The following is a 26,440-nucleotide window of genomic DNA, read 5'->3' as shown; positions in this document are numbered from 1 at the left end:
TCCCAGAAGGAAGCAGGGAGGGAGAGGCCGATGGCGACACCGGCCAGCCTGGAGTACGCGGAGGAGTTCGTTCCCGAGGACGACATCCTGCGGTCCGCGCGCCGGCGTGGCATCGAAGTCGGAGCGCACCCGATCCTGCCCGGATGCGGAGCAGCGCTCTGCTTCCTCGCCACCGCGGTCAACGCCCGCTCAGTGGTGGAGGTCGGCACAGGCTGCGGAGTCTCGGGGCTGTGGCTGCTGCGCGGCATGCGCTCCGACGGCACGTTGACCAGCGTCGACGTCGAGCGGGAACACCAGCGGATGGCCCGGCAGGCATTCGCCGAGGCCGGCTTCTCCGGCAGCCGGATCCGCCTGATCGGCGGCCTCGCCCTCGACGTGCTGCCCCGTCTCGCCGACGGCGGATACGACCTGGTCTTCTGCGACGCCGCGAAGCAGGAGTACATCGACTACCTCACCGAGTCGGTACGGCTGCTGCGCCCGGGCGGCGTCGTCGCCTTCCGCAACGCCTTCTGTGACGATCAGGTCGCCGATCCGACCCGGCGCGACCCGGACACGGTCGCGATGCGCGAACTCGGCAAGCTGGTCAGGAACGACGAGCGGCTGCGCCCGCTGCTGCTGCCGCTCGGCGACGGTCTGCTGGCCGCCGTCAGGCTGGCCTGATCGTTCCTGCCCTGTCCGGCCCCGGGTCTACCCCGCGAGGTAGCGGAGGAGCAGGCGCACGCCGTAGCCGGTGCCGCCCTTGGTGATCTCGGCGTCGTCCGCCGCCGCCCTGGCCGGGCCGGCGATGTCGAGGTGGGCCCAGGACCGCCCGCCGGTGAACTCGCGGAGGAACAGCGCCGCGGTGATCGATCCGGCGGCGCCCGACATCTTCCGGTCCACGTTCGCCAGGTCCGCGATGTCGGAGTCGAGGTCGGACCGGTAGTCGTCCACCAGGGGCATCCGCCAGAGCGGCTCTCCGCCGGCCTCGCCGGCCGCGAGCAACTCGCCGGCCAGCGATTCGTCGGTGGCGTAGAGCGCGGCGACCCGCTGGCCGAGGGCCACCTTGGCCGCGCCGGTCAGCGTGGCGATGTCGATCATCACGTCGGGATCGAGCTCGGCGTCCGCGTAGGCCAGCGCGTCCGCCATGACGAGACGGCCCTCCGCGTCGGTGTTCAGCACCTCGACCGTGCGCCCGCCATACTGCCTGATCACGTCGCTCGGCCGCTGGGCCGATCCCGAGATGGCGTTCTCCGCGCAGGCGACCAGCCCGGTCACCCGGACCGGCGCCGCGAAAGCCGACAGCGCGCTCATGGTGGCGATCACGGCTGCGCCGCCCGCCATGTCGGTCTTCATCGCCTTCATGCTCTCCGTGGGCTTGAGCGACAACCCTCCGGTGTCGAACGTGATCCCTTTCCCGACGAGCACCACGTGAGCCCTCGCGCCCTCGGGCGAATAGGAGAGCTCCACCAGCCTGGGCGGGCTGACCGACCCCTGTCCGACCGCGCGGATGCCGCCGAACTCCCCGAGGTCCGTCTCGTCCCGGATCCGTACGGCGAGGCCGGAGTCGGCGGCCACCGCCGCGGCCTGTTCGGCGAGCCAGGCCGGGGTCTTCACGGAGGCGGGCATGTTGATGAGGTCACGGGCCAGCGCGGTGGCGCGGGCGACCGCCGCGCCGCGGCGCAGCGCGTCCTCCTGCCCATCGGCGAACCCCCCGCCACCGGCGCCCGATCCACCCGTGTGCAGTCCACCCGCGAACTGGATCTCACCGACCGGTTTGGCGCCGCCTTTGCCGATGGTGAACGTGTAGGTGGCCAGCAGCGCACCTTCGGCGAGCGCCGCCATGTCTCCCCGCTCCGGGACGACGACGGTCAGCGACGCGCGGCCCTTCGCCTTCCTGGCGAGCGCCGCCCCCGCCTTGCGCAGGGCCCGTCCCTCGCAGTCGCCCGTGCCGTACAGCAGGAGGCGGCCGACGCCGTCGCCACGCATGACCGGCAGTTCGAAGACCTCGCCGGCCTCCCCCTTGGCCTCGTAATGTGCGAGCAACGCGCCCGGGGGCACCGGCAGTTCGGCGCGGAGCGCCGCGAGCGACGACTCCTCGACGCCGAGCGTGAGATCGGTCCCGAAGGGCAGGGCGACGAGTTCCGCGTTCACGACCGCATCCCGGTCCCCGGCGAAGGTCGGCGTGGTCTCGATGGGCAAGTAACACCTCCAGCGAACGGAGCGGCCCCGGCGCTGGGGAATCCCGCTGTTACTCCCCCCTGCGCCGGGGCCTTAATCAACAGTCGGCTGGGGGTTCAGCCGACCACGTTCTTCAGCGCGTCGCCGAGGGCGCTGGCCTCGTCCGCCGACAGCTCGACGACGAGTCGGCCACCACCCTCAAGCGGGACCCGCATGACGATGCCCCGTCCTTCCTTGGTGACCTCCAGCGGACCGTCGCCGGTCCGCGGCTTCATCGCCGCCATGCGTGTATCCCTTCCCGCGTTGTCGGCCGCCCCGCGGGGTAACCCTTGGGGTAACCGGCGTATTCACGTTTCTGTGATGTCTTATTATCCCGCCTCCGGGCTCAAAAAGGTAACGCCCCGGCTCCGTTCAGTGGATCAATGCCCGTTCGTCCCCGTTGTGGCCGGCGGCTCCTGACTACACACTGGAGGGGATGAACGCCCGAGCCGCCCTTTTCGACCTCTACGGCGACCACCTCCGCACGCGAGGCGGCCGCGCCTCGGTCGCAGCGCTCGTCCGTCTGCTCGCGCCGCTCGGCATCGCCGCCCCGGCCGTCCGTACCGCGATCTCCCGCATGGTGCGCCAGGGCTGGCTCGATCCCGTACGGCTCCGGCAGGGGCCCGGTTACGCGGTCACTCCGAAGTGTGAGCGGCGCCTCGACGAGACCGCCGCACGGATCTACCGCATGGGCGGAATGACCTGGTCAGGACGGTGGCACATCCTGGTGCTCGAGCCGATCAGGGACCGTGCCAGACGCGAACGGCTCCGGGCCGACCTGACCTTCCTCGGGTACGCGCCTTTGACCGAGACGACCTGGATCGGACCACGACCCTCGCCGGAGCTCGACGAACTGCACATGCCCGCCCACCGGTTCGAAGCGACGTTGGAAGGCGACCCCCGCACGCTGCTGGCCCGGGCATGGGACCTCGACGGCATCGCCAAGGCTTATGAGGACTGGCTGACCTGTGCGGTCGACCTCGTCGGGTCCCTGTCCGAGAGCGCCCCGGACGACCTGGTCTTCGCGGTCCGCAGCAGGCTCCTGCACGGTTGGCGCAACTTCCTGTTCCGCGACCCCGGGCTGCCCGTCGAACTGCTGCCGACCGGCTGGCCCGGCGAGGCGGCACGCGCCTTCTTCGAGCGGGAGGCCGCCCGTTTGCTGCCCGCCGCCGCGGCGTTCGTCGACCGCAGCCTGGAAAGCTGAGCAGCCTGGAAAGCTAATGAGCCGCTGCCTCGCTTCGAAGAGCGGTGACCTCCGCACGCACCCAGCAGTCGGCGATGTGGTCGTTCACCAGGCCGATGGCCTGCATGAGGGCGTACGCGGTGGTGGGGCCGACGAACCGGAAACCGTGTTTCCTGAGCTCCTTCGCCAGGGCCGCCGAGGCCGCGGTCCAGGCCGGGACGTCGGCCGGCGTCCCGGGAGGCGTCCCCGGCTCCTCCGCGTACCGCCAGACCAGGTCTGACACCCCACCCGGCAGCTCCAACGCCACCCGGGCGTTGGAGACAGCCGCGTCGATCTTGGCGCGGTTGCGTACGATGCCCGGGTCGGCCATCAGCCGTGCCACGTCAGACTCATCGAACGCGGCCACGGCGGGGATGGAGAAGCCCGCGAAGGCGGCCCGGAAGTTCTCCCGTTTGCGCAGGATCGTCAGCCAGGACAGCCCCGACTGGAAGGCCTCCAGCGTCAGCCGCTCATAGACGCGGTCGTCGCCGCGGACCGGCCGGCCCCACTCGTCGTCGTGGTAGGCGGCGTAGTCGGACGCCGAGGCGGCCCAGCCGCAACGGATCACCACGACTCCTCCGCGTCCGCCCGATCGTCCTGCCAGACCTCGGCCGCGGACAGGCTCTTCGGCTCGCGCCGGGCGCCTACCGGCCGGGCGTACGCCTCCCGGAGCGTCTCCACCCGCCCGGCGGTCCACTCGGCCAGGCGCTGCTCCAGCACCGCGATCCGCGTGTCCCGCTCGCTCAGCGCGGTCGCGACCCGCCGCAGCGTCTCGTCGACCGCCTCCGTGTTGTAGCCCACGATGCCGATCGGGAGGCGCAGCACGACCAGGTCCGCCGCGGTCATCCGGTGGACGTCGGGCAGATCGAGCGGCGGCACGTCAGGCGGGAACTCGGCCATCTCACCGCCGTGTCCGAGGGAGGCCAGCACCACGCACCCGACGACGGCGATCCCGGCGATGACGAGTACGATCAGCACATTACGAATCGTGCCACAAGTCGTATCCCCACGAGTCGCTAAGCCCGGCTCCCTAACACCCGCTCTTGGCGCACTCGCCGGGGATGAGCCCGGCCGGACCGTCCGCCGGGGAGCCGGCGTCATCCGCGGCCGAACCCGTCGAACCCGAGCCGGAGCCTTCCTTGTTCTGGTCCGCCCGATTCTTGCCGGTGTCGCGCGGCTTGCTCGCGGCGCCGTCGCCGGTCGCGCCGCTCTTGTCGGTCCCGGTTCCCGCGCCGTCGGAGGCCCCGCCGCCGGAACCCTCCGGGGCGCCTGAACCGCTCGCGGCATCGGAGCCCGTGTCGCCGGCCCCGCCCGGCTCCTGAGCCTGGTCGGCGCCTTCACCACCGGACTGATCAGCATCGGACTGATCGACTCCTGCCTGCTCCGACGCCGCGGGCGCCGGGCCCCGGGCAGGAGCATCGGATCCACTCAGAACGGCGAAGCCGACGCCGCCTGCGGCCAATACGGCGACCAGGGCGGAAGCGGCGATGACAAGAGTCTTCCTGTTCACGGGGCTGGAGTCGTCGGCCGGTCCTGACAGGGTCTCCGACCGGCCGTGATCCGGATGGCTCGTCTGGGAGTGGACGCGCCCTCGCATATGAAACAGCTCCCTGCGGTCGTTACGGGGGAAACCTCCCTGGTCGCGTCCCGGGGCGCGCCCCTGGACGCGCCTTGGCTTCCGCGGGTGGTTGCCCACACTAACCGCAATAGCGGACAAATCGCACATAAACCACTAAAGAATCATGATTGCCCCACCGCTACTCGCCCAGCTCCTCTCCGGTCGGCCGCAGCGGCGGACCCGGCCTGTCGAGCAGGTCGAGGGCCTCCTCTACCGTGGTCGCCCAGGAGATCCCGTCGAAGACGTTCGGCCGGGTGAAGCCCTGCTCGTACATCCCGTCGACGAGATCGCGCAACGGCTCGTACAGGCCCCACGGGTCGAGCACGACCAATGGTCGATCATGGAGGCCGAGCACGCGGGTGGTCCAGATCTCGAAGAGCTCCTCCAGCGTGCCGATGCCGCCCGGCAGCACGAGGAACGCGTCGGCGCGGGCGTCCATGACGCCCTTGCGCTCCCGCATGTCCGCCGTGATGACCAACTCGCCGGCTTCGGTGTCGGCGATCTCGATGTCCACCAGGGCCTGGGGGATCACCCCCACGGTGTGGCCGCCGCCGTCCCGTACGGCTCTCGCGACCTCGCCCATGCAGGAGACGATCGCCCCTCCGCTGACCAGGCCGTGACCACGCCGGGCCAGCTCCGCGCCCACGTCCCTGGCGAGGTCGAGGTACTTGCGGTCGATCTTCTGGCTGGACGAGCAGTACACGCAGACGAACACCGGGCCACCCTATCGATCACCGTTGCGCCGGGCGGCCTCGGTGACGATCCGGACGGCCTCCTCGGGATCGTCCGTGACCGAGAGCAGATCGACGTCGCGCGAGGAGATCTTGCCGGTCTCCGCCAGCGTGCCGCGGACCCAGTCGAGCAGGGGGCCCCAGAAGTCCGACCCCATCAAGATCACCGGGAATGAGGTGACCTTGCGCGTCTGCACGAGGGTCAGCGACTCGAACAGCTCGTCGAGCGTGCCGAACCCTCCGGGCAGCGCGATGAACCCGCAGGCGTACTTGGTGAACATCGTCTTGCGCACGAAGAAGTAGCGGAACTCGACGCCGAGATTGATGTAGTCGTTGAGGTGCTGCTCGTGGGGCAGCTCGATGCCCAGTCCCACGGAGATGCCGCCGGCCTCCATCGCACCCTTGTTGGCCGCCTCCATGAGGCCGGGACCGCCTCCCGTGATCACCGCGAAGCCCGCCTCGGCCAGCGCCGCGCCGAGCCGTACGCCGAGCTCGTAGTCGGGGCTGTCCGGCGGGACGCGGGCGGAGCCGAAGACCGTCACCGCCGTGGGCAGTTCGGCGAGGACGCTGAATCCCTCGACGAACTCCGACTGGATGCGCAGCACCCGCCAGGGGTCCTCGTGCAGCCATCCGGTCGGGCCCTTGCGATCGAGCAGGCGCTGGTCATACGTCGATTTCGGAACGAGGTCGCCGCGGACCACTGACGGGCCCTGGCGGCGTTCGGGCATCTGGGAATTCATGCCTGTCCACGCTAGCCCACCGAGGTGAACAATCTTGAAACCGTACGGAACCGGGATCGGAGGTGGCGCCGTCTAAGAGGCGAGGGTGCTGCTCGGGATCGAAGGTGGCTTTCCCCGTCTAATGGCCGACGAGGAAAGTCACCTTCGTCTTTCTGCCGGTGCCCACCGGACTCACGCGGTCAGCCAGTCGACCATGCGGCGCTCACACTCCGCGATCTTCGCCAGGCTGACGTGCTCCCCGCTCGTGTGCGCGACGTTGGGGTCGCCCGGCCCGCAGTTGACCGCCGGCATGCCGAGAGCGGAGAACCTGGCGACGTCGGTCCAGCCCAGCTTGGCTCGCGGCTCGCCGCCGATCGCCGCCGCGAAGGCCGCGGCCACCGGATGGGTCAGCCCGGGGCGGGCGCCGGGAGCGCCGTCGGTGAGCCGGACCTCGAAACCGTCGAACACCTCGCGGACGTGATCGAAGGCCTCATCGAGGGTGCGATCCGGGGCGAAACGGTAGTTGACCGTCACCACGCACTCGTCCGGGATGACGTTGCCCGCGACCCCGCCGCGTACGGCGACGGCGTTCAGCCCTTCGTGATATTCCAGGCCGTCCACGACGGGCCTACGAGCCTCGTGGCGATCCAGCACGTCGATGATCGGCTTGATCGCGTGGATCGCGTTGACGCCCTCCCACGAGCGCGCGCTGTGGGCGCGTACGCCGCGGGCGACCACCTCGACCCGCAGCGTGCCCTGGCAGCCGCCCTCGATCAACCCGTTCGTCCCCTCCATCACGATCGCGAAGTCGCCGGCCAGCCAGTCCGGGTGCTCGCGGGTCAGCCGCAGCAGGCCGCTGCGCTCCGCCTCGACCTCCTCGCAGTCGTAGAAGACGAAGGTCAGGTCCCGGTTCGGGTTCTCCAGCAGGCAGAGCTTGAGCTGTACGGCCATGCCGCTCTTCATGTCCGAGGTGCCGCAGCCGTAGAGAACGCCGTCGGCCACCCGGCTCGGCAGGTTGCCGGCCACCGGCACCGTGTCGAGGTGCCCGGCGATCACGACCCGCTCGGCGCGCCCGAGCTCGGTGCGGGCCACGATGTTCTGGCCGTCGCGCCGTACGGTCAGGTGGCCCAGCGGGAGCAGGGCCTCCTCGATCGCGTCGGCGAGCTCCTTCTCCGCCCCGCTCACGGACTCGATGTCCACCAGCTGCGCCGTCAGCGCTCCCACATCCTGTGCAAGGTCAAGCCGCATGTCTCCTGACCTTAGTCGTGCCGGTCAGGCGATCTGCACGGCCCCGACGGCCTTGCCGCCGCCCTTGGCGTCCTTCAGCCAGCCGTCGTGGCCGGCGGCCGCCGTCCAGGCGACCCCGTCATAGCGCACCTGCCGCAGGCCGTACTTCTGCGCGTGCGCCACGTACCACGCGGCGATCAACCAGCCGCGTTTGGGCGAGGAGTCGTCGCCGAGCGCCCGCAGGAGCTGCTTGCGCGCCGCCGCCGGTCGGGCCTTGACCGAGTCGGCCGGCGGCGGGTACCAGCAGTGCACCGCCCTGGGGACGCGGCCGGTGAACGCCGCGGCGAGGATCCTGGCGGCCGGCTCGTGCTGGGCGTAGGCCGAGCCGTCGGCCGAGCGTTGCACGGCCTGGGCCGCGTCGTGCAGCGGCAGGTTCCGGTAGCGACTCACCTTCTCCAGGGCGGCGAAGAACTTCCTGGTCGCGTAGACGGGATCCTGGAGCTCGTCGGACGTGCCCCAGCCCTGGGACGGCCGCTGCTGGAACACGCCGACCGAGTCGCGATCGCCGTACGGCAGGTTCGCCAGCTTCGACTCCTGGATGGCGGTCACGTACGCGATCTGCAGCGCCCGTTCCGGCAGCCTCCGCCGCGCCGCGACGGCCGCGATCGTGGCGGCGATCTGCGTCTGCTCGATGTCGAGATCGAGCGTTCCGTCGGGGGTGTCGATGATGCAGTGTTCGCCGAGCGCGAACGGCCGGGCCTTCTTCAACAGGTGATAGACGCCGAAGTAGATGCCGCCCGCCAGCAGGGCGACGATGACCGCGATGGTCACAGCGGTTCGAGATGGACGCCTACTCACGTACAGAACCTACCCATGACATCAGGGAAGGCCCGCCACGGAGATCGACCCGGGGGGCAGCGGATGGGCGTGGGACGAGACCCACCGACCTCCCTGGAAGCGCTGGAAGGACAGATGGCGGCCGTCGGCGGCCCGGTAGTCGGCGAAGTCGAGCAGGCCGCGGTCGGGAAAGCCCGTCGTCCCCTCGGAGCGGAAGGACGCAGTGCCGCGGTCGACGGGATAGAACTCGACGCCTTCCAAGATCAGCATGTGCTTTGCCGGGACCATGCCCTGGGTGGGAACCTCGGTCCACAGCATGACCTCCAGGTGACCGGGTACGCCCTCCGCCGGGCCCGGCCGCTCCTTCACCGACAGCCACTGGGCGCGCCGGGTGCCGTCGTCCAGCAGATATTCGGTCCACTGGTCGCCCTGCAGGCCCAGGTGCAGCGCGCCGAGGACCCGCAGCCGCGCGGCCTGGACGTAGACCGTGTCGCCGACCCTGATCGTCCTGGGATCGAAATAGTCGGATTCGTCGGCGGAACCCCCGCCGTCTCCCCGCTCGGTATCGTCCGGCGATGGCGGCGCCGGGATCGGAGCCGGTGCGCGGTTCTTCTGCCGCGAACTCGCGATAAAAGCACCCAAAACCACAACAATTGTGGCAAAACTCAATACGAGCACGACCGCTGTCGCCATGCCGCGCGATCCTACTGGAGGCTTACTGAAGCCGCATTACGGCAGCGTCGACCCGCTCGTCCGTGGCGGTGATCGCGACACGGATGTGGGAGCGGCCTGCGTCCCCGTAGAAGTCGCCCGGCGCCACGAGAATCCCCTTCTCGGCGAGCGCGCGTACCTGGTCCCAGCAGTTCGTGCCGTTGGTGGCCCACAGATAGAGGCCCGCCGTCGAGTGCTCGATCCGCCAGCCCGCCCGCTCGAGTGCCGGCCGCAGCACGGCCCGACGCCGGGCGTACCGCTCCCGCTGCTCCTGCGCGTGCCGGTCGTCGTCGAGCGCGACGGCCATCGCGGCCTGGACCGGTGCGGGCATAATCATGCCCGCGTGCTTGCGTACCTCGAGCAGACGCTTGACGAGCGAGGAATCCCCCGCGACGAACCCGGCGCGATATCCGGCGAGGTTCGACCGCTTCGACAGCGAGTGGACCGCCAGCAGGCCCTCCTGTGATCCGCCGCACACGTCGGGATGGAGGATCGAGATGGGCTGCTCCTCCCAGCCCAGCTCGATGTAGCACTCGTCGGAGGCCACGATCGCACCGCGCTCGCGCGCCCACGCCACGACCTTGCGCAGATGCTCGGCCGGCAGCACCTTGCCCGTCGGATTGGACGGGGAGTTCACCCACACGAGCGGCACCCGCTCGGGCCCCAGCGCCAGCAGCCCGTCCGCGGCGTACGGCTCGGCCCCCGCGATCCTGGCCCCGACGTCATAGGTGGGATAGGCCAGCTCGGGGAGCACGACACGCTCGCCGGGGCCCACGCCGAGGAGCGTCGGCAGCCAGGCCACCAGTTCCTTGGAGCCGATGGTCGGGAGGATGTCCGCCGGATCGACGGTCGCCCCGTGGCGGCGCCGCAGCCATCCCGCGGCCGCCTCACGCAGCCGCGGGGTTCCGTACGTCTGGGGATAACCAGGGCTGTCGGCGGCCTCGGCCAGTGCCGTACGGACGACGGGGGGCACCGGGTCGACCGGGGTGCCGACCGACAGGTCGACGATCCCGTCGGGATGCGCCCGCGCCAGGTCCTGGTACGGCAGCAGCCGATCCCACGGGAAGTCCGGCAACGCGATCAAGAAAATCCCCTCGTCAGTGCGGTGCTCGAATGCGATACGCGCGTGCGGCGGCACGCGCGTGTCGCTGCCGGGCCGCAGGACGCTTCCCCCGGCCCCGGTCGTCCGTCAGTGTCCCTCGGCCTGCGGCGGGAGGGCGGCCACGACGGGGTGGTCCTTGTGGATCTTTCCGACCTTCGAGGCGCCGCCCGGGGACCCCAACTCCTCGAAGAACTCGACATTGGCCTTGTAGAAGTCCTTCCACTGGTCGGGAAGGTCGTCCTCGTAGAAAATCGCCTCGACCGGGCAGACCGGCTCGCAGGCCCCGCAGTCCACGCACTCGTCGGGGTGGATGTAGAGCATGCGCTCGCCCTCGTAGATGCAGTCGACGGGGCATTCCTCAACACACGCCTTGTCCAGGACATCCACGCAAGGCTGCGCGATGACGTAGGTCACCTCGGGCTCCTTCTGGGTTCACACTGCTCGACCGCGGTTGCTATTACCTAGTATTGCGTTGCCCGACTGTCGCCGGAAACAGGAGGGGGTGGTTGCCGTGGAGCCTCGCCTCGTAGCTCGGCTCGTGGTCACAGTCAACCCCGATGACGTGGGACGACGGGTGACGTTGCGGCGCAGGGCGCCGGGCGGCTTCCGCGACGCCGTCGGCGTGTTGGAATCCTGGCACGACGGCGTGCTCGCCGTACGGAAGCGGGACGGCACGCTGGTCGAGATCGCCGAGGAGACACTGGTGGCGGGCAAGGTCGTGCCGTCCCGGTGAGCCGGCGCCGAGATGGCGCCCCCGCGCGGGTCTCTTGGGAGATCCACCGGTCAGCCCCTCTCGGCGCCTCGGCGGAACCCCGGCTGAATGGGCCGGTAATTCCCGGGCAAACGGCGGCACCGGCTGCCGCGTGCCTACTCGCCCGGTGGCCCTGATTCACCGATATTCGGGGCGTGACCATTCGTGCCCGTGCCGTGACGGCGATCCTCGCCTCTGTGACCGTCTCCGTGACCGTCTCGGTGACGACCTCGTGCTCGACGCCGCAGCCGACAGACAAGAAGCTTCCGCCGGTGAACCCCCGGGCCTCGAGCCTGAGCGAGGGATTCGGCACGATGGACCGGCTGGTCGACGCGGCCAAGAAGGAGGGCACGCTGACCGTCGTCGGGCTGGCCCGCAACTGGGTCGGCTACGGGGAGATCATCTCTCGATTCTCGGACAAGTACGGCATCAAGGTCGTCAGCTCCACCCCGGACGCGAGCAGCAGGCAGCAGATCGCCATGGCCAAGCGGCTGAGCGGCACCAAGGACGCGCCCGACGTGTTCGATCTCAGCCTCGGTGTCGCCGTCGCCAACGCGAAGAAATTCGCGCCGTACCAGGTCGGCCACTGGACGGACATCCCCGACACCTTGAAGGACCCCAAGGGCCTCTGGTACGCGGCGTACGGCGGTTACATGTCGATCGGCTACGACCCGCGCAAGCTTCCCGCGCCGACGTCCTACGCCGCACTGCTCCGGCCGGGGGCCCAGGTCGCGCTGCCCGGCGACCCGCGGCGGATGGCGTCGGCGTTCAGCGGCGTGATGGCCGCATCGCTTCAGGGCGGGCAAGCGGACGCGGCACGTGGGGTCGACTTCTTCTCCCGGCTCAAGAAGGGCGGGATGCTCAGCCGCCCCGACCACGCCACGGCCGTGCTCGACTGGGACTTCATGAACTCGGCGGCCGCCGCCAGAGACCAGAAGTCCTGGCACGTGACCATCCCGCGGGGCGAGGTGCTCGCGTCCTACTACCTCCAGGCCATCAACGCCGAGGCGCCGCACCCGGCCGCCGCCCGGCTGTGGGAGGAGTTCCTGCTCTCCGACGAGGGCCAGAACCTCTTCCTGAGGGCGTACGCCCGGCCGGCCCGGATGGAGGCGATGGAGATGCGCGGGACCGTGGACCGGGACGCGGCGGCCAAGCTCCCCGCGGCCTCCGGCACCCCGGTGGTGCTCACCATCCCGCAGCAGGACCAGGCCAAGGCCTACCTCAAAGCCCACTGGTCCCAAATCACCGGCACGTGACCGTAAAATTGCGTCGCTATCACAGCAATCTTGGAATGCGAGCCGACCTTGAGTTACGAAACCCCGAGTCGCATGGGGTGGAACACCTCAGGCAGCACGGGGTGGGACACCTCAGGCGGCACCGGGTGGGACACCTCGACTCGCACCACATGGCACACCCGCGCCCACGACGGGTCCTTCTTCGGTTACGTCTCCGCGCAGGGAGCGCCGATCGTCGATCTGCTCGACCCCCGGCCGGGTGAGCGCGTGCTCGACCTCGGCTGCGGCACCGGAGTGCTGACCGCCGAGATCGCCGCACGCGGCGCGCACGTGCTGGGCATCGACGGCTCGCACACCATGATCGAGGCCGCGATAGCACAGCACCCCGGACTCGACTTCACCGTCGGCGACGCCCACGACTTCACCGTGGCCCAGCCGTACGACGCGGTCTTCTCGAACGCGGCGCTGCACTGGATGAGCCGCGACCCGGACGCGGTGATCTCGTGCGTCCGCCTGGCGCTGCGGCCCGGTGGCCGGTTCGTGGCCGAGCTCGGCGGCGCGGGCAACTGCGCCACGCTGACCTCGGCGATGCTCACCGCGTGGCGGGAGCACGGCCTGTACGAGCCCGAGTTGCCGTGGTACTTCCCCAGTCCGGCCGAATACGCCATGCGCCTGGAGAAGGGAGGTTTCGCGGTCAAGGTCGTGGAGTGCTTCGACTGCCCCACACCGCTGGACGGTTGTCCGAACGGCGCGGCCGACTGGGTGCGGATGTTCGCCGGATCGCTGCTCGAAAAAGTGCCCGCGGCGACCGTGGAGCCGCTGCTCCGGCGGGTCAACGAACTCGCCGCCCCCGCGTTGCGGCACGAGTCGGGCTGGCTGGCCGACTACGTCCGCCTGCGTTTCGCCGCCGTACGCCACTGACCGCCGCCCGCACCGCGGACCTCGTCGAAACAGCCCGTACGGCACTGCACGACGCGGGCATCACGGTCAAAGTGACCATGCCGCACGGCATGAAAGGACTGGAACTCCGGCGGGTGGCCGTGATAGGCGTGGCAGACGGAATCGTGCCGGCGCCCGACGCGCCGACCCCGGCCACGGAGGATCCCACGGCTCGGGCGCACGCTCCGCAGAGAGAACGGGGGCTGCTCTACGTGGCATGCGCACGGGCAAGCGGGCTTCTTTACGTGTCCTATTGCGGACGCGCCAGTCCCTTCCTGCCCGCATGATCGATTGATCCCCTAGTCTGAACGCGGTTACCTTCCCCCTGTTGGAAATGCATGAACCTGAGCCTTAGCGACATCGTGCCCCCGTTGCGCTGGACCGCGCCCAGCCAGGTAGAGCCGATCGCGAGCGATCCCGGCCTTCCCGACGCCTGGTGGCACTCGCTGCCACTCGACCGGGCCTGCGCGGCGGTGGGCACCACCCAGGTGGCGTCCCGGCTGGCCGACCTCACCACCGCCTGCTGGGCGCACCTGATGCTCGGGGACATCCTTCCGCTGCTCAGGTTCACCGACCCCCTGGAGAGCCTGCAGGCGCCCGGCCCCCGCGAGAGCGTCCACCGCCTCTTCACCGAGGTGATCGACAAGCTGCTGGCCACCGAACCCGACGAGGAGGCCGCGGCCGCCGGCGCCCCGGTCCCCCCGGCCCTGCCGGAACGCCCGCTGCCCGAGATCATCGACGAGATCTTCACCGGACTGGACGAACGGCAACTGGCCATCGCGAGAGACCGGCTCTACTTCGACTCCCATCAGCAACCCGGCCAGGCCGCCCACCACCGGGCCACCCTTGACGAACTCGCCCAGCGGTTCTCGGTCACCCGGGAGCGGATCCGGCAGATCGAACGCGACCTGCGCGACCACGTCATGGAGTGGCTGAACCGTCCGGGGGCGGCCCCTCTGAACGCCCACCTGTCCTGGCTGCGCACCCGGCTCGGCGCGGCCGTGCCGGCGGACGACCTCGCCGCGACCGTGCCCTGGCACCGCGCCGAGCTCGCCACGCTGGCGATCCCCGCCTGGCGGGTGGTCCGTACGCTGCTCACCGGCTATGAGCAGGTGGACGGCTGGCTGATCGCCGGGGGCGCGGAGGAGCTGCGGGAGAAGACCCGGCAGCTCTTCACCGACGGACCTCACCCGCTGGGCGAGTCGATGACCATGGTCGGCAGGCTCGGCATCCGCGAGGACGTGGCCGAGCGCTGGCTCGGCTCGATCCCGCACCTGCGGGTCCTGGACGGCCACGTGGCCCCATGGGCGCGCGGCCTGGGCGACCGGGCCGAGGCGGTGCTGGCCGTCACCGGCACCCCGCTGACACCCGAGGAGATCCAGGCGCGGATCGGCGGGGACAACAGCGTGACCGGCGTACGCAACCAGCTCGGCGCCGACGACCGGTTCCTGCGCCTCGACCGCAACAAGTACGGCCTGCGGCGCTGGGGCGGCGACGAATACCTGGGCATCCGGGAGATGATCAGCCGGGAGATCGAGCGGGCCGGCGGCGAGGCGTCCGTGAACACGATCGTGGAGAACCTCACCTCGCACTATGACGTGAGCGAGAACTCCATAAGGGCGTACGCCGGGGGCCCCGGATTCGAGCGCACCCAGCGCGGCCACATAAGGATCGCCGGACAGGAGCCCGCCGAGTCGTACCATCCGCGTCGCGACGTATCGATGACCCGCCGCTGCTTCCGCAGCCGCGACAGCCGCTGGTGGCACCGGGTCGACGTCAACGCCGAGCATCTGCGGGGCTCCGGCTCGCCCCTGCCGACCGGCTTCGCCGCGCACCTGGGCATGGCACCGGGCGGCCAGCTCACCGCCTCGGCCGCCAGCGGCGAGGTGATCATAAGCTGGCACAACCAGCCGACGATCGGGTCGATCAGGCCGGTCCTGGCCGAGTACAACGCCTCCGAGGGAGACCACGTCTTCCTCACGGTCTCCGACGGCGGCGAACTGCTGACCCGGTTCCTGCCCGCCGCCGTGGCCGGGCTGCCGCCACTCAACCAGGCCCTGTACCTCATCGGCTACACAGCGCCGGTCGCCTCCGAGGCGGAGGGGCTGCGGCTGATCGGCGCCCGCATCGGCCTGCCGGAGGACGCGTCGCGCGAGGAGGTGCTCGACCGGCTGCGTGAGCGCGGCGATCGAGACATCCTGCGGTTCCTCCCGTCGGCATAGGCTCGGAAGTCCCACGGGTCACGGCATAGGGTCGAGGGCATGCTGTGCCTGTACGACACGGTCACCGAGAGGACCGAGCCGATCGTCCCGCCCGGTTCACGGGTCCTGCGGATGCGCGTCCACATACCCGATCATGATTTGAGAGGGGAGGCCGGCCGCCGGTCCGCACGTCTGGACGAACTGCGCCCGCTTCTGCTCGCCGATCTGGTCCGCAGGACGGGCGAGCGGCAGCGGCTGCGGGTGCTCGCCTTCCATGACGGGGAGCCGCCCCGCGACGAAATCCTCGCGCTCAACATCCGCCCGCAGGAGGACCCCCCGCCCCCGGCGGGCGCCGATGTGCGGATCGACCTGCACGTCGGCGGGGTCGCTCCCGGCAGCGTTTCTTCCGGCCGTTGGGCGCGAACCGGGCGGGTCGGCCTCCCGGGGGAGCCGAATGCCTCGTACCTGTCTGATGTCTCCGACGCCGGGCTCGATCCGCTGGCCGTACGGCTGGCCTTCCTCGGGCGCCGCTACCGGCGGCCGGTCGAGCTGACCTGGGACCACCTGCGGGCGGCGGATGAGGCGCTCAGGCGGTGGCGGCGGCGGGTCGCCGAGTGGGCCGAGTCGGCCAGCCGTCCGATCGACGAGGGTCACGCGGCGCGGATCCAGGCCGCGCTCGATGACGACCTCGACACCTCCCTCGCGCTGCGACTGCTGGCCGATCTCGCAGACGCCGAGCCGGTGCCGCCGGGCTCGCGGTTCGAGACGTTCCTGCACTTCGACCACATCCTCGGCCTCGACCTCCCGGCCGACATCGGCAAGATCTAGCGGACGGTCAGCGCAGGACGCGGCTCTCACCGACGGCGAGATCCCACAGGTCATCGGGGTCGAGGCCGTGCGCGGCCCAGGCCTCCCGCGCCTCCCGTAGCGGCCCGAGGAGCGGCTCGCCCGAGAGCACGAACGTGCCCCAGTGCATGGTCGCCATCCGCCGTGCCCCGACGTCGACGCAGGCCTGTACGGCTTGCGCCGGATCGACATGGGTCGCCTTCATGAACCAGCGCGGCTCATAGGCCCCGACCGGCATGAGGGCGAGATCGATGCCCGGATGGCGTTCGCCGATCTGGGCGAACCGCTCACCGTAGGCGGTGTCGCCGGCGAAGTAGACGCGGCGGTCGCCCGAGCCGAGCACCCAGCCGCCCCACAGTGTGCGGCAGGTGTCCCACAGCGTGCGGCGGCTCCAGTGGTGGGCGGGCACGAAGTCGAACGTCACGTCGCCGATGCGGGCCGACTCCCACCAGTCGAGCTCGGTGACGTTCCGGAAGCCCCGGCGGGTGAACCAGGAGGCGAGCTTGGCGGGGACGAAGACCGCCGTGTCCTTCGGCAGCCGGCGAACGGTGGGGGCGTCGAGGTGGTCGTAGTGGTTGTGGCTGATGACGACGGCGTCGATCTTCGGCAGGTCGGACCAGGCCACGCCCGGAGGGGTCAGCCGCTGACGCACTCCGGGGATCTTGCGGGACCAGACGGGATCGGTGAGGACGGTGAGCCCGCCGATCTGCACGACGTACGTCGCGTGGCCCACCCAGGTCACGATCACGTCGGTGGCGGCGGCCCGGGGAAGCCCGCTGCGGCGGACGGGGATCTGGTCGGCGTCGCCGACGTCGGTACGGAACCCTCCGTGCCACATCACGCTCAGGACCTCGCGAAAATCCGGCAGCGGTGTGGTCAGGCGGTCCGAGAAACTCGACGGCCACCGGCGGCGCGAACCAACCGGGCTTTCGGGGACTTCGGGGGCTTCGGGAATCTGGGGCGACGGGGGAACTTCTTGGACTACTTGCGGGACTATCGGCGACTCCGGGCTCTCAGGGCGGATCGTCTGCGACATGTACCCCTCCCTTCCGCATTCCATGATCCCCACGCGGGCGAAAATATTCCTCCTGCGGCAGGCGGATTCCACTCATTCTCGTGTCGGACGCCACCAGGGGGTCAGACGGGGATAACCGCCGTCTTCCAGACCGGCCAGCCGTTCGAACACGTTCCAGGAGGCGGGATGGCCGCACACGGCGAGTGAGAGCACCGACGCCAGCACGTACAGGACGAGCATGGGCAGCCCGACGCAGGCGGCGTACTGCGTGGCGTGCCGCGACTCGTGGTCGAGAAGCCTGCCGGTGAGATGGCCTTCGGCATGCCTGGTCGTGATCACGTTCCCGACCGTGAAGGCCCCCGCCACCGGAAAGGGGATGCGGTAGCCGTACGCGTAGAGGAGCCCTCGCTCGCCGCGTCGGGGCCGTGCACCGCCGATCAGCGCGATCAGCAGCCCCAGCGGAGTGGAGAGGTTCGCGTAGTTGACCACCTGTCTGATCCGGTGCGAACGCCGCATGCCATCAGCATGCGCTTCGTCAACTCGCCAGTAAAGCGGTCCGATGACGCAGCGTCGTATAACAGTTCCACACCGCAGCGCGTCAGACGCGGCCTAGGTCCTGTCGTACGACCTGAGCAGCCAGGAGCCGCTGGATCTTGTCGCGATCACCGCTGCCGCCACCGCGACGACCCCGCCGTACAGGTACCAGTACCCTGAGACGTCCCCCGCGATGACGAGATCACCGGCGCGCTGCTTGGCGGCCAGCAGGAACGACGACGCGAGCCACCCGGCCGCCGGCACGAGCGCTCCCGCCTTTCCGTCCATCAGCCGGCCCGTCCCGTACGGCACGGCGAACAGGATCACCAGCCAGGCCAGGGCCGCGACGGGCGCCTCCCCCATGTACCAGGAGTGCTGGAATCCGCCGACGACCCCGAGCGCGATGCCCAGGAGGAAGAGCACGCCGTAGGCGGCTCCGGTGACCACGGCGGTCAATGAGCCGCTCAATGGGCTGCTCAGCGGCCCCATGACGCCGTCGTCGTCGAAACCCCGCCCCGGAACGTGGTCGTGGTCGAGTCGGTGTGACTCGGCCCCGGGGGTGCCGGACGTCTCCTCCCTCTTATGGGCCCTCATATGGGCGAGGTTAGTCGATGCCCGCGAACAGGTCGGTCTCGCGGTCGTACGGCTCGCCCAGGCCGCCCTCGTCGTACGGCACTCCGGCTCCGCAGGGTCCGCCGGCCCCGGCCCGCAGGATGAAGTGCTCGACGCCGAACGCCCGCTGGCCGACGTTGTTGGAGAGCGCGAACCACGGGCCCGCGACGGTGATCTGCGTGGCGTGCGCCCGCATCGCGTCCAGCTTGGCCGAGACGTACGGCCTGGCGTCGATCTCCGTGGTGACCGCCTCGTCCGCGCACCCGTACGACAGGTCGTCGACGGGCTCGACCATGAAGCCGACGCCGGCCTCCCGCATCGCCTCGGCGGCCCGCTTCATGAGCGACTTCGGGGTGGCGGTGAGGTAGAACTTGGCGATCCGCCACGGCTCGCCGCCGCCGGCGTGGGCGGGGTCGGCGGCCAGCTCGAAGGCGCGCCAGGCGACGCGATGCGCCTGAATGTGGTCGGGATGCCCGTAGAAGCCGTTCTCGTCGTAGGTGACCAGCACCTGCGGCCGGACCTCGCGGATCACCTCGACCAGCTCACCGGCCGCCTCGTCGAGATCGGCCCGCCAGAAGCAGCCGGGGACGTCGTTGGACGGGACGCCCATCATGCCGGAGTCGCGCCAGCGGCCCGCGCCGCCCAGGAAGCGGTGATCCTTGACGCCCAGCGCCTCGCAGGCGGCGGCGAGCTCGCCGACGCGGTATTTCCCGAGGGTGTCGTCACGGTCGGCCGCGAGGTGCGCGAGGCGCGGCGGGATGACCTCGCCCTCCTCCCCGAGGGTGCAGGTCACCAGCGTCACATGCGCTCCTTCGGCCGCGTATTTGGCCATGGTCGCCCCGGTCCCGATCGACTCGTCGTCGGGGTGGGCGTGCACGAGCAGCAAACGGCGATCGAACATGAATCGAGCTTAAAGAACGAATGCCGGAGCTGGCAGGATTGGGAGGTATGACAGACAGCTTCCCGCGCTTGCAGGCGAGGACCCGGCGGTTCACCCTCGGGGTGCCGCGCGGCTTCACGATCTCCCCACAGGGCGATCGAGTGATCTTCCTGCGCACGAAGTCCGGCATCGATCCCGTGACGTGCCTGTGGGAGTTCGACATCGCGACAGGGACCGAGCGGCTGCTCGTCGACCCGCTCGCGCTCGGTGCGGCGGACGAGGATCTGCCGCCGGAGGAGCGAGCCCGTCGCGAGCGGTCCAGGGAGTCGGCGGGCGGCGTGGTCGGGTACTCGACCGACCGGCAGGTGCGCGCCGCCGTCTTCGCCCTGTCCGGCGAGCTTCACCTCGTCGATCTCTCCAGCGGTGCGGTGCGCCGGCTGGAGACCCCGGGCCCGGTCATCGATCCCCGGCTCGACCCGACCGGCACGAAGGTCGCGTACGTCACCGGCGGCGCCCTGCGCGTCCAGGACCTCGCCACCGGAACGGACACCGCCCTGGCCACGCCCGAGCACGACGAGGTCTCCTACGGCCTGGCCGAGTTCGTCGCCGCCGAGGAGATGGACCGCATGCGCGGCTACTGGTGGTCCCCGTCGGGCGACCGCCTGCTGGTGGCCCGCGTGGACGACTCCCCCGTCGGGCTCTGGCACATCGCCGACCCCGCCAATCCCGACCGCCCGGCCGTGCCGCAGCGTTATCCCGCGGCCGGGACGGCCAACGCCGAGGTCTCCCTGTTCGTGATCGGGCTGGACGGCTCGCGCGTCGCCGTGCCGTACGAGCAGGAATATCTGGTCACCGCGATCTGGGACGCGCACGGGCCCGCGATCGTGACGCTCTCCCGTGACCAGCGGACCATGCGCCTGCTCTCGGTCGATCCCGCGACCGGCACGACCGAGTCGCTCCGGGAGGACACCGACCCCGCCTGGCTGGACATCGTGGCCGGCGTGCCGGCCCGCCTGTCCGACGGCACGCTCGTGTGGGTGGCCGACGCCGAGGGCGGCCGCCGCCTGATCATCGGATCCACACCGGCCACACCGCCGTCGCTGCAGGTCAGGGCGGTGCTCGACGTGGACGGCGACACCGTGCTCTTCCAGGCGAGCGGGGAGCCCACCGAGATCAACCTGTGGACCTGCTCGGGCGGCACGATCAGCCCGGTGACCATGGAGCCCGGAGTGTACGGCGGCCGCCGCGCGGGCGGCGTCACCGTCGTCACCGGCCAGAGCCTCGAGACCGAGGGCACCTCGGTCTCGGTCATCCGGCCCGACGGCTCGCGGATGGCCGACTCGATCCGGTCGATGGCCGAGCGGCCGTCCCTGGACCCGCGCGTCTCCCTCGTCCGGGCGGGCTCGCGCGAGCTGTCGACCGCGATCCTGTTCCCCTCCTGGCACGTGCCGGGGTCGGGCAGGCTGCCCGTCCTCATGGACCCGTACGGCGGACCGCACGCGCAGCGGGTGCTCGCCGCGCGGCGGATGTTCCTGGAGCCCCAGTGGTGGGCCGAGCAGGGCTTCGCCGTCATCGTGGCCGACGGGCGGGGCACGCCGGGACGCGGCCCGGCCTTCGAGCGCGAGATCCGGCACGACTTCACGCTGTCGCTCGAGGACCAGGTGGACGCCCTCCAGGGGGTCGCCGCGCAGCACGCCGACGACCTGGACCTCTCCCGGGTCGCCATCCGCGGGTGGTCCTTCGGCGGATATCTGGCCGCCCTCGCGGTGCTGCGCCGGCCCGACGTGTTCCACGCGGCCGTCGCGGGGGCGCCGGTCACCGACTGGCGGCTGTACGACACCTGCTACACCGAGCGTTACCTCGGCCATCCGGACGAGGGACATTACGAGGCGTCCTCGCTGCTCGCCGACGCGGAGAAGCTGGACCGCCCGCTGCTGCTCGTGCACGGCCTGGCCGACGACAACGTGGTGGCGGCGCACACGCTGCGGCTGTCGTCCGCGCTGCTCGCGGCGGGCCGTCCGCACACCGTGCTGCCGCTGTCAGGCGTCACGCACATGACCCCTCAGGAGGTCGTCGCCGAGAACCTGCTCCTCCTCCAGCTCGACTTCCTCAAGAAGTCCCTCGGCCTCTGATCTTCGCCGACGTGGCGCAGGATCGACCTTGACGTTGTTGCTCTAAAAACGCGACTTTCGCAGCAACAACGTCAAGGTCGACAAGCCGAGGGGCCCGGCGGAGCAGCTACCCATCCCTTCCCCTGGACGAGCATCGACCGCGCCGCCGTACCCCGGTCTGGGTGCGGAGTGCGCAGGTAGGGTCGTTATCCGGCCGCACCCGCGATCTCGAACCACGGAAGGAGTGGACATGCCCACCAGCCCGACGGCTCGGCGGCGGCGACTGGGGATCGAGCTGCGACGCTTACGGGAGGCGGCCAATCTCAACGGCGTCGAGGTGACCCGGCCCCTGGGGTGGTCGGCCACGAAGTTGTCGCGCATCGAGACCGGGCGAGTGGCTGTTCACCATGGCGATGTGGGCGACCTGCTCGACCTCTACAACGTCGCGGACGAGAGCCTCCGCCAACATTTGATCACTCTCGCCCGGGAGTCGCGGCAGAAGGGGTGGTGGCACCGCCACCGCGACACGCTCAAGGCGGGATTCGACTCCTACATCGGTCTCGAGTCGGATGCCTCGATCATCATGACTTACCAGGCTCAGGTGGTCCCCGGCCTGCTGCAGACCGAGGCGTACGCCCGCGCGGTGATCGAGGCCACCGCCATCAAGCAGGTCGCCGATCGCGCCGACGAGAAGGTCGACGTCCGCCTGTCGCGGCAACAGTTGCTGACTCATGAGGCTCCCGTCCACCTGCATGCCGTACTCGATGAGGCAGTGCTGCGTCGGGAAGTTGGTGGACCGGCCATCATGGCCGAGCAGCTCACCTTCCTGGTCGAACGGGCCGGCCTGCCGAACGTCACGATCCAGGTGCTCCCCTTCCGCGCGGGGGCGCACTCCGCCATGGACGGTCCATTCATCATTCTGAGGTTTCCCGATTCGGCGGATCCCGACATCGTCTACCTCGAACAGGCCACCAGCGGGCTTATGCTCGAAGACGCCGGGGAGATCGACTGGTACACCCGTACGTTCAGCGCCCTCACCGCCAGGGCGCTCTCCGCCGACGAGTCCGCCAGGCTCATCTCCCGCAGCATCAGCTCATAGCGCTCGTGCCGACGAGAGAGGATGGACGCAATGACCCCCCCGAACATCGACCCGTCCAGTGCCCGCTGGCGCAAGAGCAGTCGCAGCACCAACGGCGGCGACTGCGTCGAGGTGGCCGTGGTCTCGGCCTCCGGCGGCCACAAGACCGGCGAACTCCTGTACGCGGTTCGCGACTCCAAGAACCCCGACGGTCCCGCCCTGATCTTTACACCCAGCGAGTGGGAAGCCTTCGTCCTCGGCGTCAAAGACGGCGAGTTCGGCTGAGCACCCGCTAAACGCCTTCCTGGTGTCCCTCCTGCAGGCGTTGAATGGTCAGGGGAACACCGGCAGTCTCGGCGGCGGCGACCAGTGCGGCATCGAGCGTGGCCAACTCCAGGCCTTCTCTCTCAGCGAGAAGCAGGTAAGTGGCGTCGTATGAGGTCAGCCCATGCCGACGTCCGGTCGCGATAACCGCCTTGATGTCCGACGGCGCGGAATCGACCATGATCGGGAGTTGGCCGAGCAGTGACACGAACCTCGCCGTCTGGAACTCGCTCAACCGCCCGCGCTTCTCAGCGCCCAGCAGGACGTTGGCCATCTCCAACTCCCAGATCGGCGGGACGACCGCGGTCTCCTTCCCAACCAGATCGAGAACGGCCTCGGTCTCCGGTGTCGCCTCGTCCTCGAAGCACCAGGCGAGAGCAACCGAGGCGTCGATCACCAGAGGCACTCAGCGCCGCCCTTCTTCTATGAGATCCCTGATGGACAGGTCACCGAGGGTAACGCCGTGACGGGCATGTCGGAGAGCCTTTATGACATCTTCGGGCCGAGGCGCCTCGCCCTGAGCGGGGGTCAGCCTGGCGACCGGAGTTCCATGTTTGGTGATCACGATCGTCTTTCCCGTAGCCACCTCGTCGAGCAGCCGCGGCAGGTACGTCTTGGCTTCGTAGGCTCCAACCGATTCCATTGGTAGTCAGGGGCGCGGTGCTCTCGCGAGCCCGTTTCCCCATCCCCCTTTCAATCCGTGCGTGCGGTTTTCCCGCACACGGCTTACCGATGATCTTCTTGACATGGTTACGCCGCCTTCGGATAGCGGACAGTTCCACGCAATCGATGCAGGCCATGCCCGTTGAACCAGGCTTCGGTCCACTGCCGCGCCTGTCCGGCACGCAGATTCCGACCACGCTTCCTGATCATGAGACGGATCAGACGTCCCACCACGTAGTTGTCCATCTGCCGGAACTTCTTGGCAGCGTTCCCGGTGCGAAAGTAGTTGCCCCACCCGCGTAGGACGGGGTTGACATCCGCGATCACGTCACGGATATCCCGGCCTACCCGGTTGCGGCCGGTCCGTTCCCGGACCTTGTCCCGGAGCCGCTTCATCGCCCGCTGACCAGGCCATCGGTGCAGGTAGTAGCGGATGATCCGCTTCTGCTCCCACAGCCGGCCCGACATGCGCGCTCTGAAGTGACACCCGAGGAAGTCCAGCCCTTGACGGCCCTGCCGCAGATCGACCACCTTCGTCTTGTCCGGGTGCAGTCGCAGTCCCAGCCCGGTGAGGATCTCCTCCACCGCCGCCAGGGCAGCCCTGGCCTGCCGCTCATCGCGGCACAACACCACGCCGTCGTCGGCGTAGCGCACCAGCTCGCCGACCCCGCGTGAGGCCAGCTCGCGGTCCAGGACATGCAGGTAGATGTTGGCCAGAAGCGGGGAGATCACCCCGCCCTGCGGAGTCCCCGCGACCGTCCGCTGAAGACCACCATCGGCCATCACCCCTGCCTGCAGCCACAACCGGATCAGCTTGAGCACCCGCCGGTCCGACACCCGTTCCCCGACCAGCGCGAGCAACCGCTCATGGTCGATCTCACCGAAGAAGCTACGGATGTCGAACTCCACGACCCAGGTGAACCCGGCGATGAAAGCGACACGCAGCCGCTCCATAGCCTGCGTGGCCGACCGCTTCGGCCGAAACCCATACGAGCACGGAAGGAAATCCGCCTCGAAAATCGGCTCCAGCACCAGCTTGGCCGCCTGCTGGACCACCCGATCACGGACCGTGGGAATCCCCAGCGGCCGCCTGCCACCATCTGGTTTCGGGATGTCCACGCGCCTGGCAGGCGCGGGACGATACTCCCCTGCACGGAGATCTTCTTGGAGCTCCCCGAGCATCCGGGCAACCCCGTAGTTCTCCACCGCCTGAAGGGTGATGCGATCCACCCCGGCGGCGCCTCGATTCGCGCGGACCCGCTCCCACACCTCCCACAGGACGTCACCCCTGCAGACACGGTCATACAGGGCGTGGAAACGCCGATCCTCCGACTGCTTGGCCGCAGTCCATAGCGTGCGTTGCAGTCCTCGCACTTTCCCCGGCGAAGCGCTTTCGACGGGTACGACGGGCCACAGCCCGCCGGAGTGATCGGACCGAGTCACCTCGGTCATGCCCTGACGCTTACCTGCTCTACACGCATGATCAAAGTGAGGGCCCTTCCCTCCCGGCGCGTTATGCTGCACGCCGATCAGCGGTACTACGACCCCCTCGGACTCCCGCTGCCCTCCGGACGACTTCACCATCGGCTTATACGTCCGGTCTCGTGCCCGACGCAGGCGTGGGCAGACGGGTCTCTCCTGTTCCGCGTCAGACCGTGAGCGCGTGCCGCCGCCCGTACCCCGGGGAGACCCGGCGAGCTGACCCCGGAACAGGGCTCACCGGGCGTGGCCTTCGCCGTGACATGAGCGGCTCGGCTCTCACCGTTGTTTCTTTGACGAGGCTGCAGCGTTCGCTTCACGCTACGGCCCGCGCTCTTGCTCCCTCCAAAGAGGCTCTTGACACCCCGCTCAGCCCATTGGATCTCTCCGCAGGACCGGGGCCTGCTACCGGGCGCTCCGGTGCCTACCCGGACGGGACTTTCACCCGCTGGCCTGACGCAGCTTGCAGGACGCAACATGAAATCAGACTAGTCTCCGACTAGTCTGAGTTCAATCGGCAACTGGCCGATGCCGCCAGGGGCCGGTGGCTGCGGTAGGTGAGCGAGGAGAAGCTCAGTCTGTGGCCTTGGGGTGAGCTGTGCCCGCGTAGGTGATCCAGGCGGTACGGCCTGCGTCGTCAAGCAGGTACCAGATGCGTCCGCTGCCGGTGACCTCGTATTGCCAGTGTTCCAGTTCCTGCCCCTTGAAGCTGCCGGTGCCCAGCTTGCCCTTGAGGCGGTGCTGACGCTCGGGGTTGTCGGCGGCGCGGGGATTGGCACGAATCTTTTCGAAGGCGCGACGCAGGTTGCCCGCTGCATGGCGGCTCAGGTGTTCCCAGCCATCGGCGGCCTCGGCGTTGGCGAACCGGAGGTCGTACTCGTTGCCGATCGGGGGCGGCGCGGCCCGATCGCCGCGCTTCGGGCTCACTCCGATGCCTCGGGCACTGCGACCGGTCCGAGATCGCCATCTGGCTCACGGGTGAGGATGGCACTCAGGGCGGGGTCCGCGTAGATCTCGGCGCTGTGCCGCCACTGGGTGAGCAGAAGGGCGATCGGAGTGAGGTTGTCCAAGGCCACCGCCCCACGTGCCGTGTCCACCAGCTCGGCGAGAAACGCGTCTATGTCCTCGGCGGGCAGGAAGGTACTCCACGGCAGGGCCTCAGGCAGTGCTTGGCGCAGGGCGGCGATGTTCCCGGTCCGTACCAGCCCGGCCAGCAAGCGGGTGGTGAAGTCCACGACTGTGGCGTCGCGCTCCATCTGATCGACGCGCATCAGCGCGAGGTCCCCTGCGTCGCGCCGCCGCAGCCGCAGCGCGCGAACGGCGTCCAGGCGGCGCGTGGTCGCACCGGGATGATGAAGTAGCTCGCTGAAGGGCACGTCCTCATAGGCCGTAGTCACGACATCCACAGT

32 protein-coding genes are annotated in these 26,440 nt (G+C 69.7%); 11 read left to right on the top strand and 21 right to left on the bottom strand.

The annotated features are described in order from the left end of the window. Positions 1 to 30: 30 nt before the first annotated feature. Positions 31 to 660 carry an O-methyltransferase gene (locus tag Mth01_RS07665; RefSeq protein WP_204013568.1) on the top strand — a complete coding sequence of 210 codons (630 nt, stop codon included), beginning with the start codon at positions 31 to 33 and terminating at the stop codon, positions 658 to 660. 27 nt (positions 661 to 687) lie between these two features. Here the strand turns inward: Mth01_RS07665 and Mth01_RS07660 are convergent, their stop codons facing one another. Together Mth01_RS07660 and Mth01_RS07655 are read right to left on the bottom strand one after the other, a co-directional pair. Next, positions 688 to 2,178 carry a leucyl aminopeptidase gene (locus Mth01_RS07660; protein ID WP_239089459.1) on the bottom strand — a complete coding sequence of 497 codons (1,491 nt, stop codon included), beginning with the start codon at positions 2,176 to 2,178 and terminating at the stop codon, positions 688 to 690. A 95-nt stretch (positions 2,179 to 2,273) separates the two neighbouring features. Further along, positions 2,274 to 2,441: a DUF3117 domain-containing protein gene (locus Mth01_RS07655; protein WP_083502187.1), complete on the bottom strand. Its 168-nt coding sequence runs from the start codon at positions 2,439 to 2,441 to the stop codon at positions 2,274 to 2,276. A gap of 191 nt (positions 2,442 to 2,632) precedes the next feature. Between Mth01_RS07655 and Mth01_RS07650 the strand changes: the two genes are divergently transcribed. Beyond that, positions 2,633 to 3,400: a PaaX family transcriptional regulator gene (locus tag Mth01_RS07650; RefSeq protein WP_204013565.1), complete on the top strand. Its 768-nt coding sequence runs from the start codon at positions 2,633 to 2,635 to the stop codon at positions 3,398 to 3,400. 13 nt (positions 3,401 to 3,413) lie between these two features. On the opposite strand, the gene Mth01_RS07645 is transcribed toward Mth01_RS07650, so the two are convergent. From Mth01_RS07645 to fdxA, 10 genes are all read right to left on the bottom strand, one after another. Further along, positions 3,414 to 3,989, bottom strand: coding sequence for a DNA-3-methyladenine glycosylase I (locus tag Mth01_RS07645; RefSeq protein WP_204013562.1), 576 nt, complete (start codon positions 3,987 to 3,989; stop codon positions 3,414 to 3,416). Continuing rightward, positions 3,983 to 4,396, bottom strand: coding sequence for a hypothetical protein (locus Mth01_RS07640; protein WP_204013559.1), 414 nt, complete (start codon positions 4,394 to 4,396; stop codon positions 3,983 to 3,985). The genes Mth01_RS07645 and Mth01_RS07640 overlap by 7 nt, the downstream gene beginning before the upstream one ends. A 52-nt stretch (positions 4,397 to 4,448) precedes the next feature. Then, positions 4,449 to 5,015: a hypothetical protein gene (locus tag Mth01_RS07635; protein WP_204013556.1), complete on the bottom strand. Its 567-nt coding sequence runs from the start codon at positions 5,013 to 5,015 to the stop codon at positions 4,449 to 4,451. 160 nt (positions 5,016 to 5,175) lie between these two features. After that, the gene (locus Mth01_RS07630; RefSeq protein ID WP_204013553.1) at positions 5,176 to 5,751 is read right to left on the bottom strand and encodes an LOG family protein; all 576 of its coding nucleotides are present in this window, start codon (positions 5,749 to 5,751) and stop codon (positions 5,176 to 5,178) included. Positions 5,752 to 5,760: 9 nt separating this feature from the next. After that, the gene (locus Mth01_RS07625; RefSeq protein ID WP_204013550.1) at positions 5,761 to 6,507 is read right to left on the bottom strand and encodes an LOG family protein; all 747 of its coding nucleotides are present in this window, start codon (positions 6,505 to 6,507) and stop codon (positions 5,761 to 5,763) included. A 171-nt stretch (positions 6,508 to 6,678) separates the two neighbouring features. Continuing rightward, complete coding sequence (gene dapE, locus Mth01_RS07620) at positions 6,679 to 7,734, bottom strand: succinyl-diaminopimelate desuccinylase (RefSeq protein WP_204013548.1); 1,056 nt, start codon at positions 7,732 to 7,734, stop codon at positions 6,679 to 6,681. A 24-nt stretch (positions 7,735 to 7,758) separates the two neighbouring features. Next, the gene (locus Mth01_RS07615; RefSeq protein WP_239089458.1) at positions 7,759 to 8,544 is read right to left on the bottom strand and encodes a hypothetical protein; all 786 of its coding nucleotides are present in this window, start codon (positions 8,542 to 8,544) and stop codon (positions 7,759 to 7,761) included. A gap of 48 nt (positions 8,545 to 8,592) precedes the next feature. Continuing rightward, a complete protein-coding gene (locus Mth01_RS07610) occupies positions 8,593 to 9,198 on the bottom strand; it encodes a DUF4178 domain-containing protein (protein ID WP_239089470.1) in 606 nt (201 codons plus the stop codon). Positions 9,199 to 9,265: 67 nt separating this feature from the next. Beyond that, positions 9,266 to 10,345, bottom strand: a complete 1,080-nt coding sequence (dapC, locus tag Mth01_RS07605; protein ID WP_204013539.1) for a succinyldiaminopimelate transaminase — start codon at positions 10,343 to 10,345, stop codon at positions 9,266 to 9,268. A 105-nt stretch (positions 10,346 to 10,450) separates the two neighbouring features. Further along, on the bottom strand, positions 10,451 to 10,777 hold the full coding sequence (gene fdxA, locus Mth01_RS07600) for a ferredoxin (RefSeq protein ID WP_204013536.1): 327 nt from the start codon (positions 10,775 to 10,777) through the stop codon (positions 10,451 to 10,453). A 97-nt stretch (positions 10,778 to 10,874) separates the two neighbouring features. Between fdxA and Mth01_RS07595 the strand changes: the two genes are divergently transcribed. From Mth01_RS07595 to Mth01_RS07570, 6 genes are all read left to right on the top strand, one after another. Then, positions 10,875 to 11,096 carry a putative acetyltransferase gene (locus Mth01_RS07595; RefSeq protein WP_204013533.1) on the top strand — a complete coding sequence of 74 codons (222 nt, stop codon included), beginning with the start codon at positions 10,875 to 10,877 and terminating at the stop codon, positions 11,094 to 11,096. 173 nt (positions 11,097 to 11,269) lie between these two features. Then, entirely contained in the window at positions 11,270 to 12,370 is a 1,101-nt protein-coding gene (locus tag Mth01_RS07590; protein WP_239089457.1) for an ABC transporter substrate-binding protein, read from the top strand. Positions 12,371 to 12,418: 48 nt separating this feature from the next. After that, on the top strand, positions 12,419 to 13,270 hold the full coding sequence (locus Mth01_RS07585; RefSeq protein ID WP_239089456.1) for a class I SAM-dependent methyltransferase: 852 nt from the start codon (positions 12,419 to 12,421) through the stop codon (positions 13,268 to 13,270). A gap of 71 nt (positions 13,271 to 13,341) precedes the next feature. After that, on the top strand, positions 13,342 to 13,575 hold the full coding sequence (locus Mth01_RS07580; protein ID WP_407695926.1) for a 3'-5' exonuclease: 234 nt from the start codon (positions 13,342 to 13,344) through the stop codon (positions 13,573 to 13,575). 51 nt (positions 13,576 to 13,626) lie between these two features. Continuing rightward, complete coding sequence (locus tag Mth01_RS07575; RefSeq protein ID WP_204013530.1) at positions 13,627 to 15,510, top strand: sigma factor-like helix-turn-helix DNA-binding protein; 1,884 nt, start codon at positions 13,627 to 13,629, stop codon at positions 15,508 to 15,510. Between the two features lie 39 nt (positions 15,511 to 15,549). After that, entirely contained in the window at positions 15,550 to 16,317 is a 768-nt protein-coding gene (locus tag Mth01_RS07570; RefSeq protein ID WP_204013528.1) for a cysteine--tRNA ligase, read from the top strand. A gap of 7 nt (positions 16,318 to 16,324) precedes the next feature. On the opposite strand, the gene Mth01_RS07565 is transcribed toward Mth01_RS07570, so the two are convergent. From Mth01_RS07565 to mshB, 4 genes are all read right to left on the bottom strand, one after another. Continuing rightward, a complete protein-coding gene (locus Mth01_RS07565; RefSeq protein ID WP_239089468.1) occupies positions 16,325 to 17,173 on the bottom strand; it encodes an MBL fold metallo-hydrolase in 849 nt (282 codons plus the stop codon). A gap of 270 nt (positions 17,174 to 17,443) precedes the next feature. Next, entirely contained in the window at positions 17,444 to 17,866 is a 423-nt protein-coding gene (locus Mth01_RS07560) for a hypothetical protein (protein ID WP_204013522.1), read from the bottom strand. A 93-nt stretch (positions 17,867 to 17,959) separates the two neighbouring features. After that, on the bottom strand, positions 17,960 to 18,478 hold the full coding sequence (locus Mth01_RS07555) for a DUF6113 family protein (RefSeq protein WP_204013519.1): 519 nt from the start codon (positions 18,476 to 18,478) through the stop codon (positions 17,960 to 17,962). A gap of 10 nt (positions 18,479 to 18,488) precedes the next feature. Then, positions 18,489 to 19,397 carry an N-acetyl-1-D-myo-inositol-2-amino-2-deoxy-alpha-D-glucopyranoside deacetylase gene (gene mshB, locus Mth01_RS07550; protein WP_204013515.1) on the bottom strand — a complete coding sequence of 303 codons (909 nt, stop codon included), beginning with the start codon at positions 19,395 to 19,397 and terminating at the stop codon, positions 18,489 to 18,491. A gap of 47 nt (positions 19,398 to 19,444) precedes the next feature. Here mshB and Mth01_RS07545 point away from each other — a divergent pair, with 47 nt between their 5' ends. The 3 genes from Mth01_RS07545 to Mth01_RS07535 all read left to right on the top strand — a co-directional run bounded on the left by Mth01_RS07545 (position 19,445) and on the right by Mth01_RS07535 (position 22,850). Continuing rightward, the gene (locus Mth01_RS07545; protein WP_204013511.1) at positions 19,445 to 21,508 is read left to right on the top strand and encodes a S9 family peptidase; all 2,064 of its coding nucleotides are present in this window, start codon (positions 19,445 to 19,447) and stop codon (positions 21,506 to 21,508) included. Positions 21,509 to 21,737: 229 nt separating this feature from the next. Next, positions 21,738 to 22,586, top strand: coding sequence for a helix-turn-helix domain-containing protein (locus Mth01_RS07540; protein ID WP_204013508.1), 849 nt, complete (start codon positions 21,738 to 21,740; stop codon positions 22,584 to 22,586). 30 nt (positions 22,587 to 22,616) lie between these two features. Continuing rightward, positions 22,617 to 22,850: a DUF397 domain-containing protein gene (locus Mth01_RS07535; RefSeq protein ID WP_204013505.1), complete on the top strand. Its 234-nt coding sequence runs from the start codon at positions 22,617 to 22,619 to the stop codon at positions 22,848 to 22,850. Positions 22,851 to 22,857: 7 nt separating this feature from the next. On the opposite strand, the gene Mth01_RS07530 is transcribed toward Mth01_RS07535, so the two are convergent. The 5 genes from Mth01_RS07530 to Mth01_RS07510 form a co-directional block, all read right to left on the bottom strand. Further along, complete coding sequence (locus tag Mth01_RS07530; RefSeq protein WP_204013502.1) at positions 22,858 to 23,295, bottom strand: type II toxin-antitoxin system VapC family toxin; 438 nt, start codon at positions 23,293 to 23,295, stop codon at positions 22,858 to 22,860. Next, positions 23,296 to 23,532, bottom strand: coding sequence for a type II toxin-antitoxin system Phd/YefM family antitoxin (locus Mth01_RS30355; RefSeq protein ID WP_204013499.1), 237 nt, complete (start codon positions 23,530 to 23,532; stop codon positions 23,296 to 23,298). A 107-nt stretch (positions 23,533 to 23,639) separates the two neighbouring features. Next, positions 23,640 to 25,004 carry a group II intron reverse transcriptase/maturase gene (gene ltrA / locus Mth01_RS07520; RefSeq protein ID WP_204013496.1) on the bottom strand — a complete coding sequence of 455 codons (1,365 nt, stop codon included), beginning with the start codon at positions 25,002 to 25,004 and terminating at the stop codon, positions 23,640 to 23,642. Positions 25,005 to 25,604: 600 nt separating this feature from the next. Beyond that, entirely contained in the window at positions 25,605 to 25,958 is a 354-nt protein-coding gene (locus Mth01_RS07515) for a hypothetical protein (RefSeq protein ID WP_204013493.1), read from the bottom strand. Further along, a complete protein-coding gene (locus Mth01_RS07510) occupies positions 25,955 to 26,428 on the bottom strand; it encodes a hypothetical protein (RefSeq protein WP_204013489.1) in 474 nt (157 codons plus the stop codon). The genes Mth01_RS07515 and Mth01_RS07510 overlap by 4 nt, the downstream gene beginning before the upstream one ends. Between the last annotated feature and the right edge of the window lie 12 nt (positions 26,429 to 26,440).

This window comes from Sphaerimonospora thailandensis (assembly GCF_016863115.1).
Classification (GTDB): Bacteria; Actinomycetota; Actinomycetes; order Streptosporangiales; family Streptosporangiaceae; genus Sphaerimonospora; species Sphaerimonospora cavernae.
The sequence above is the reverse complement of the archived record's forward strand: the minus strand, read 5'-3'. Positions and strand labels throughout refer to the sequence as shown.

Coding starts and splice junctions, on each gene's coding strand:
- Mth01_RS07560 (WP_204013522.1), bottom strand. CDS start 17,866: ATGCGGCGTTCGCACCGGATCAGACAGGTGGTCAACTACGCGAACCTC.
- Mth01_RS30355 (WP_204013499.1), bottom strand. CDS start 23,532: ATGGAATCGGTTGGAGCCTACGAAGCCAAGACGTACCTGCCGCGGCTG.
- Mth01_RS07565 (WP_239089468.1), bottom strand. CDS start 17,173: ATGTGGCACGGAGGGTTCCGTACCGACGTCGGCGACGCCGACCAGATC.
- Mth01_RS07545 (WP_204013511.1), top strand. CDS start 19,445: ATGACAGACAGCTTCCCGCGCTTGCAGGCGAGGACCCGGCGGTTCACC.
- Mth01_RS07650 (WP_204013565.1), top strand. CDS start 2,633: ATGAACGCCCGAGCCGCCCTTTTCGACCTCTACGGCGACCACCTCCGC.
- Mth01_RS07540 (WP_204013508.1), top strand. CDS start 21,738: ATGCCCACCAGCCCGACGGCTCGGCGGCGGCGACTGGGGATCGAGCTG.
- Mth01_RS07635 (WP_204013556.1), bottom strand. CDS start 5,015: ATGCGAGGGCGCGTCCACTCCCAGACGAGCCATCCGGATCACGGCCGG.
- Mth01_RS07535 (WP_204013505.1), top strand. CDS start 22,617: ATGACCCCCCCGAACATCGACCCGTCCAGTGCCCGCTGGCGCAAGAGC.
- Mth01_RS07665 (WP_204013568.1), top strand. CDS start 31: ATGGCGACACCGGCCAGCCTGGAGTACGCGGAGGAGTTCGTTCCCGAG.
- ltrA (WP_204013496.1), bottom strand. CDS start 25,004: ATGACCGAGGTGACTCGGTCCGATCACTCCGGCGGGCTGTGGCCCGTC.
- Mth01_RS07655 (WP_083502187.1), bottom strand. CDS start 2,441: ATGGCGGCGATGAAGCCGCGGACCGGCGACGGTCCGCTGGAGGTCACC.
- Mth01_RS07570 (WP_204013528.1), top strand. CDS start 15,550: ATGCTGTGCCTGTACGACACGGTCACCGAGAGGACCGAGCCGATCGTC.
- Mth01_RS07575 (WP_204013530.1), top strand. CDS start 13,627: ATGAACCTGAGCCTTAGCGACATCGTGCCCCCGTTGCGCTGGACCGCG.
- Mth01_RS07625 (WP_204013550.1), bottom strand. CDS start 6,507: ATGAATTCCCAGATGCCCGAACGCCGCCAGGGCCCGTCAGTGGTCCGC.
- mshB (WP_204013515.1), bottom strand. CDS start 19,397: ATGTTCGATCGCCGTTTGCTGCTCGTGCACGCCCACCCCGACGACGAG.
- dapE (WP_204013548.1), bottom strand. CDS start 7,734: ATGCGGCTTGACCTTGCACAGGATGTGGGAGCGCTGACGGCGCAGCTG.
- Mth01_RS07555 (WP_204013519.1), bottom strand. CDS start 18,478: ATGAGGGCCCATAAGAGGGAGGAGACGTCCGGCACCCCCGGGGCCGAG.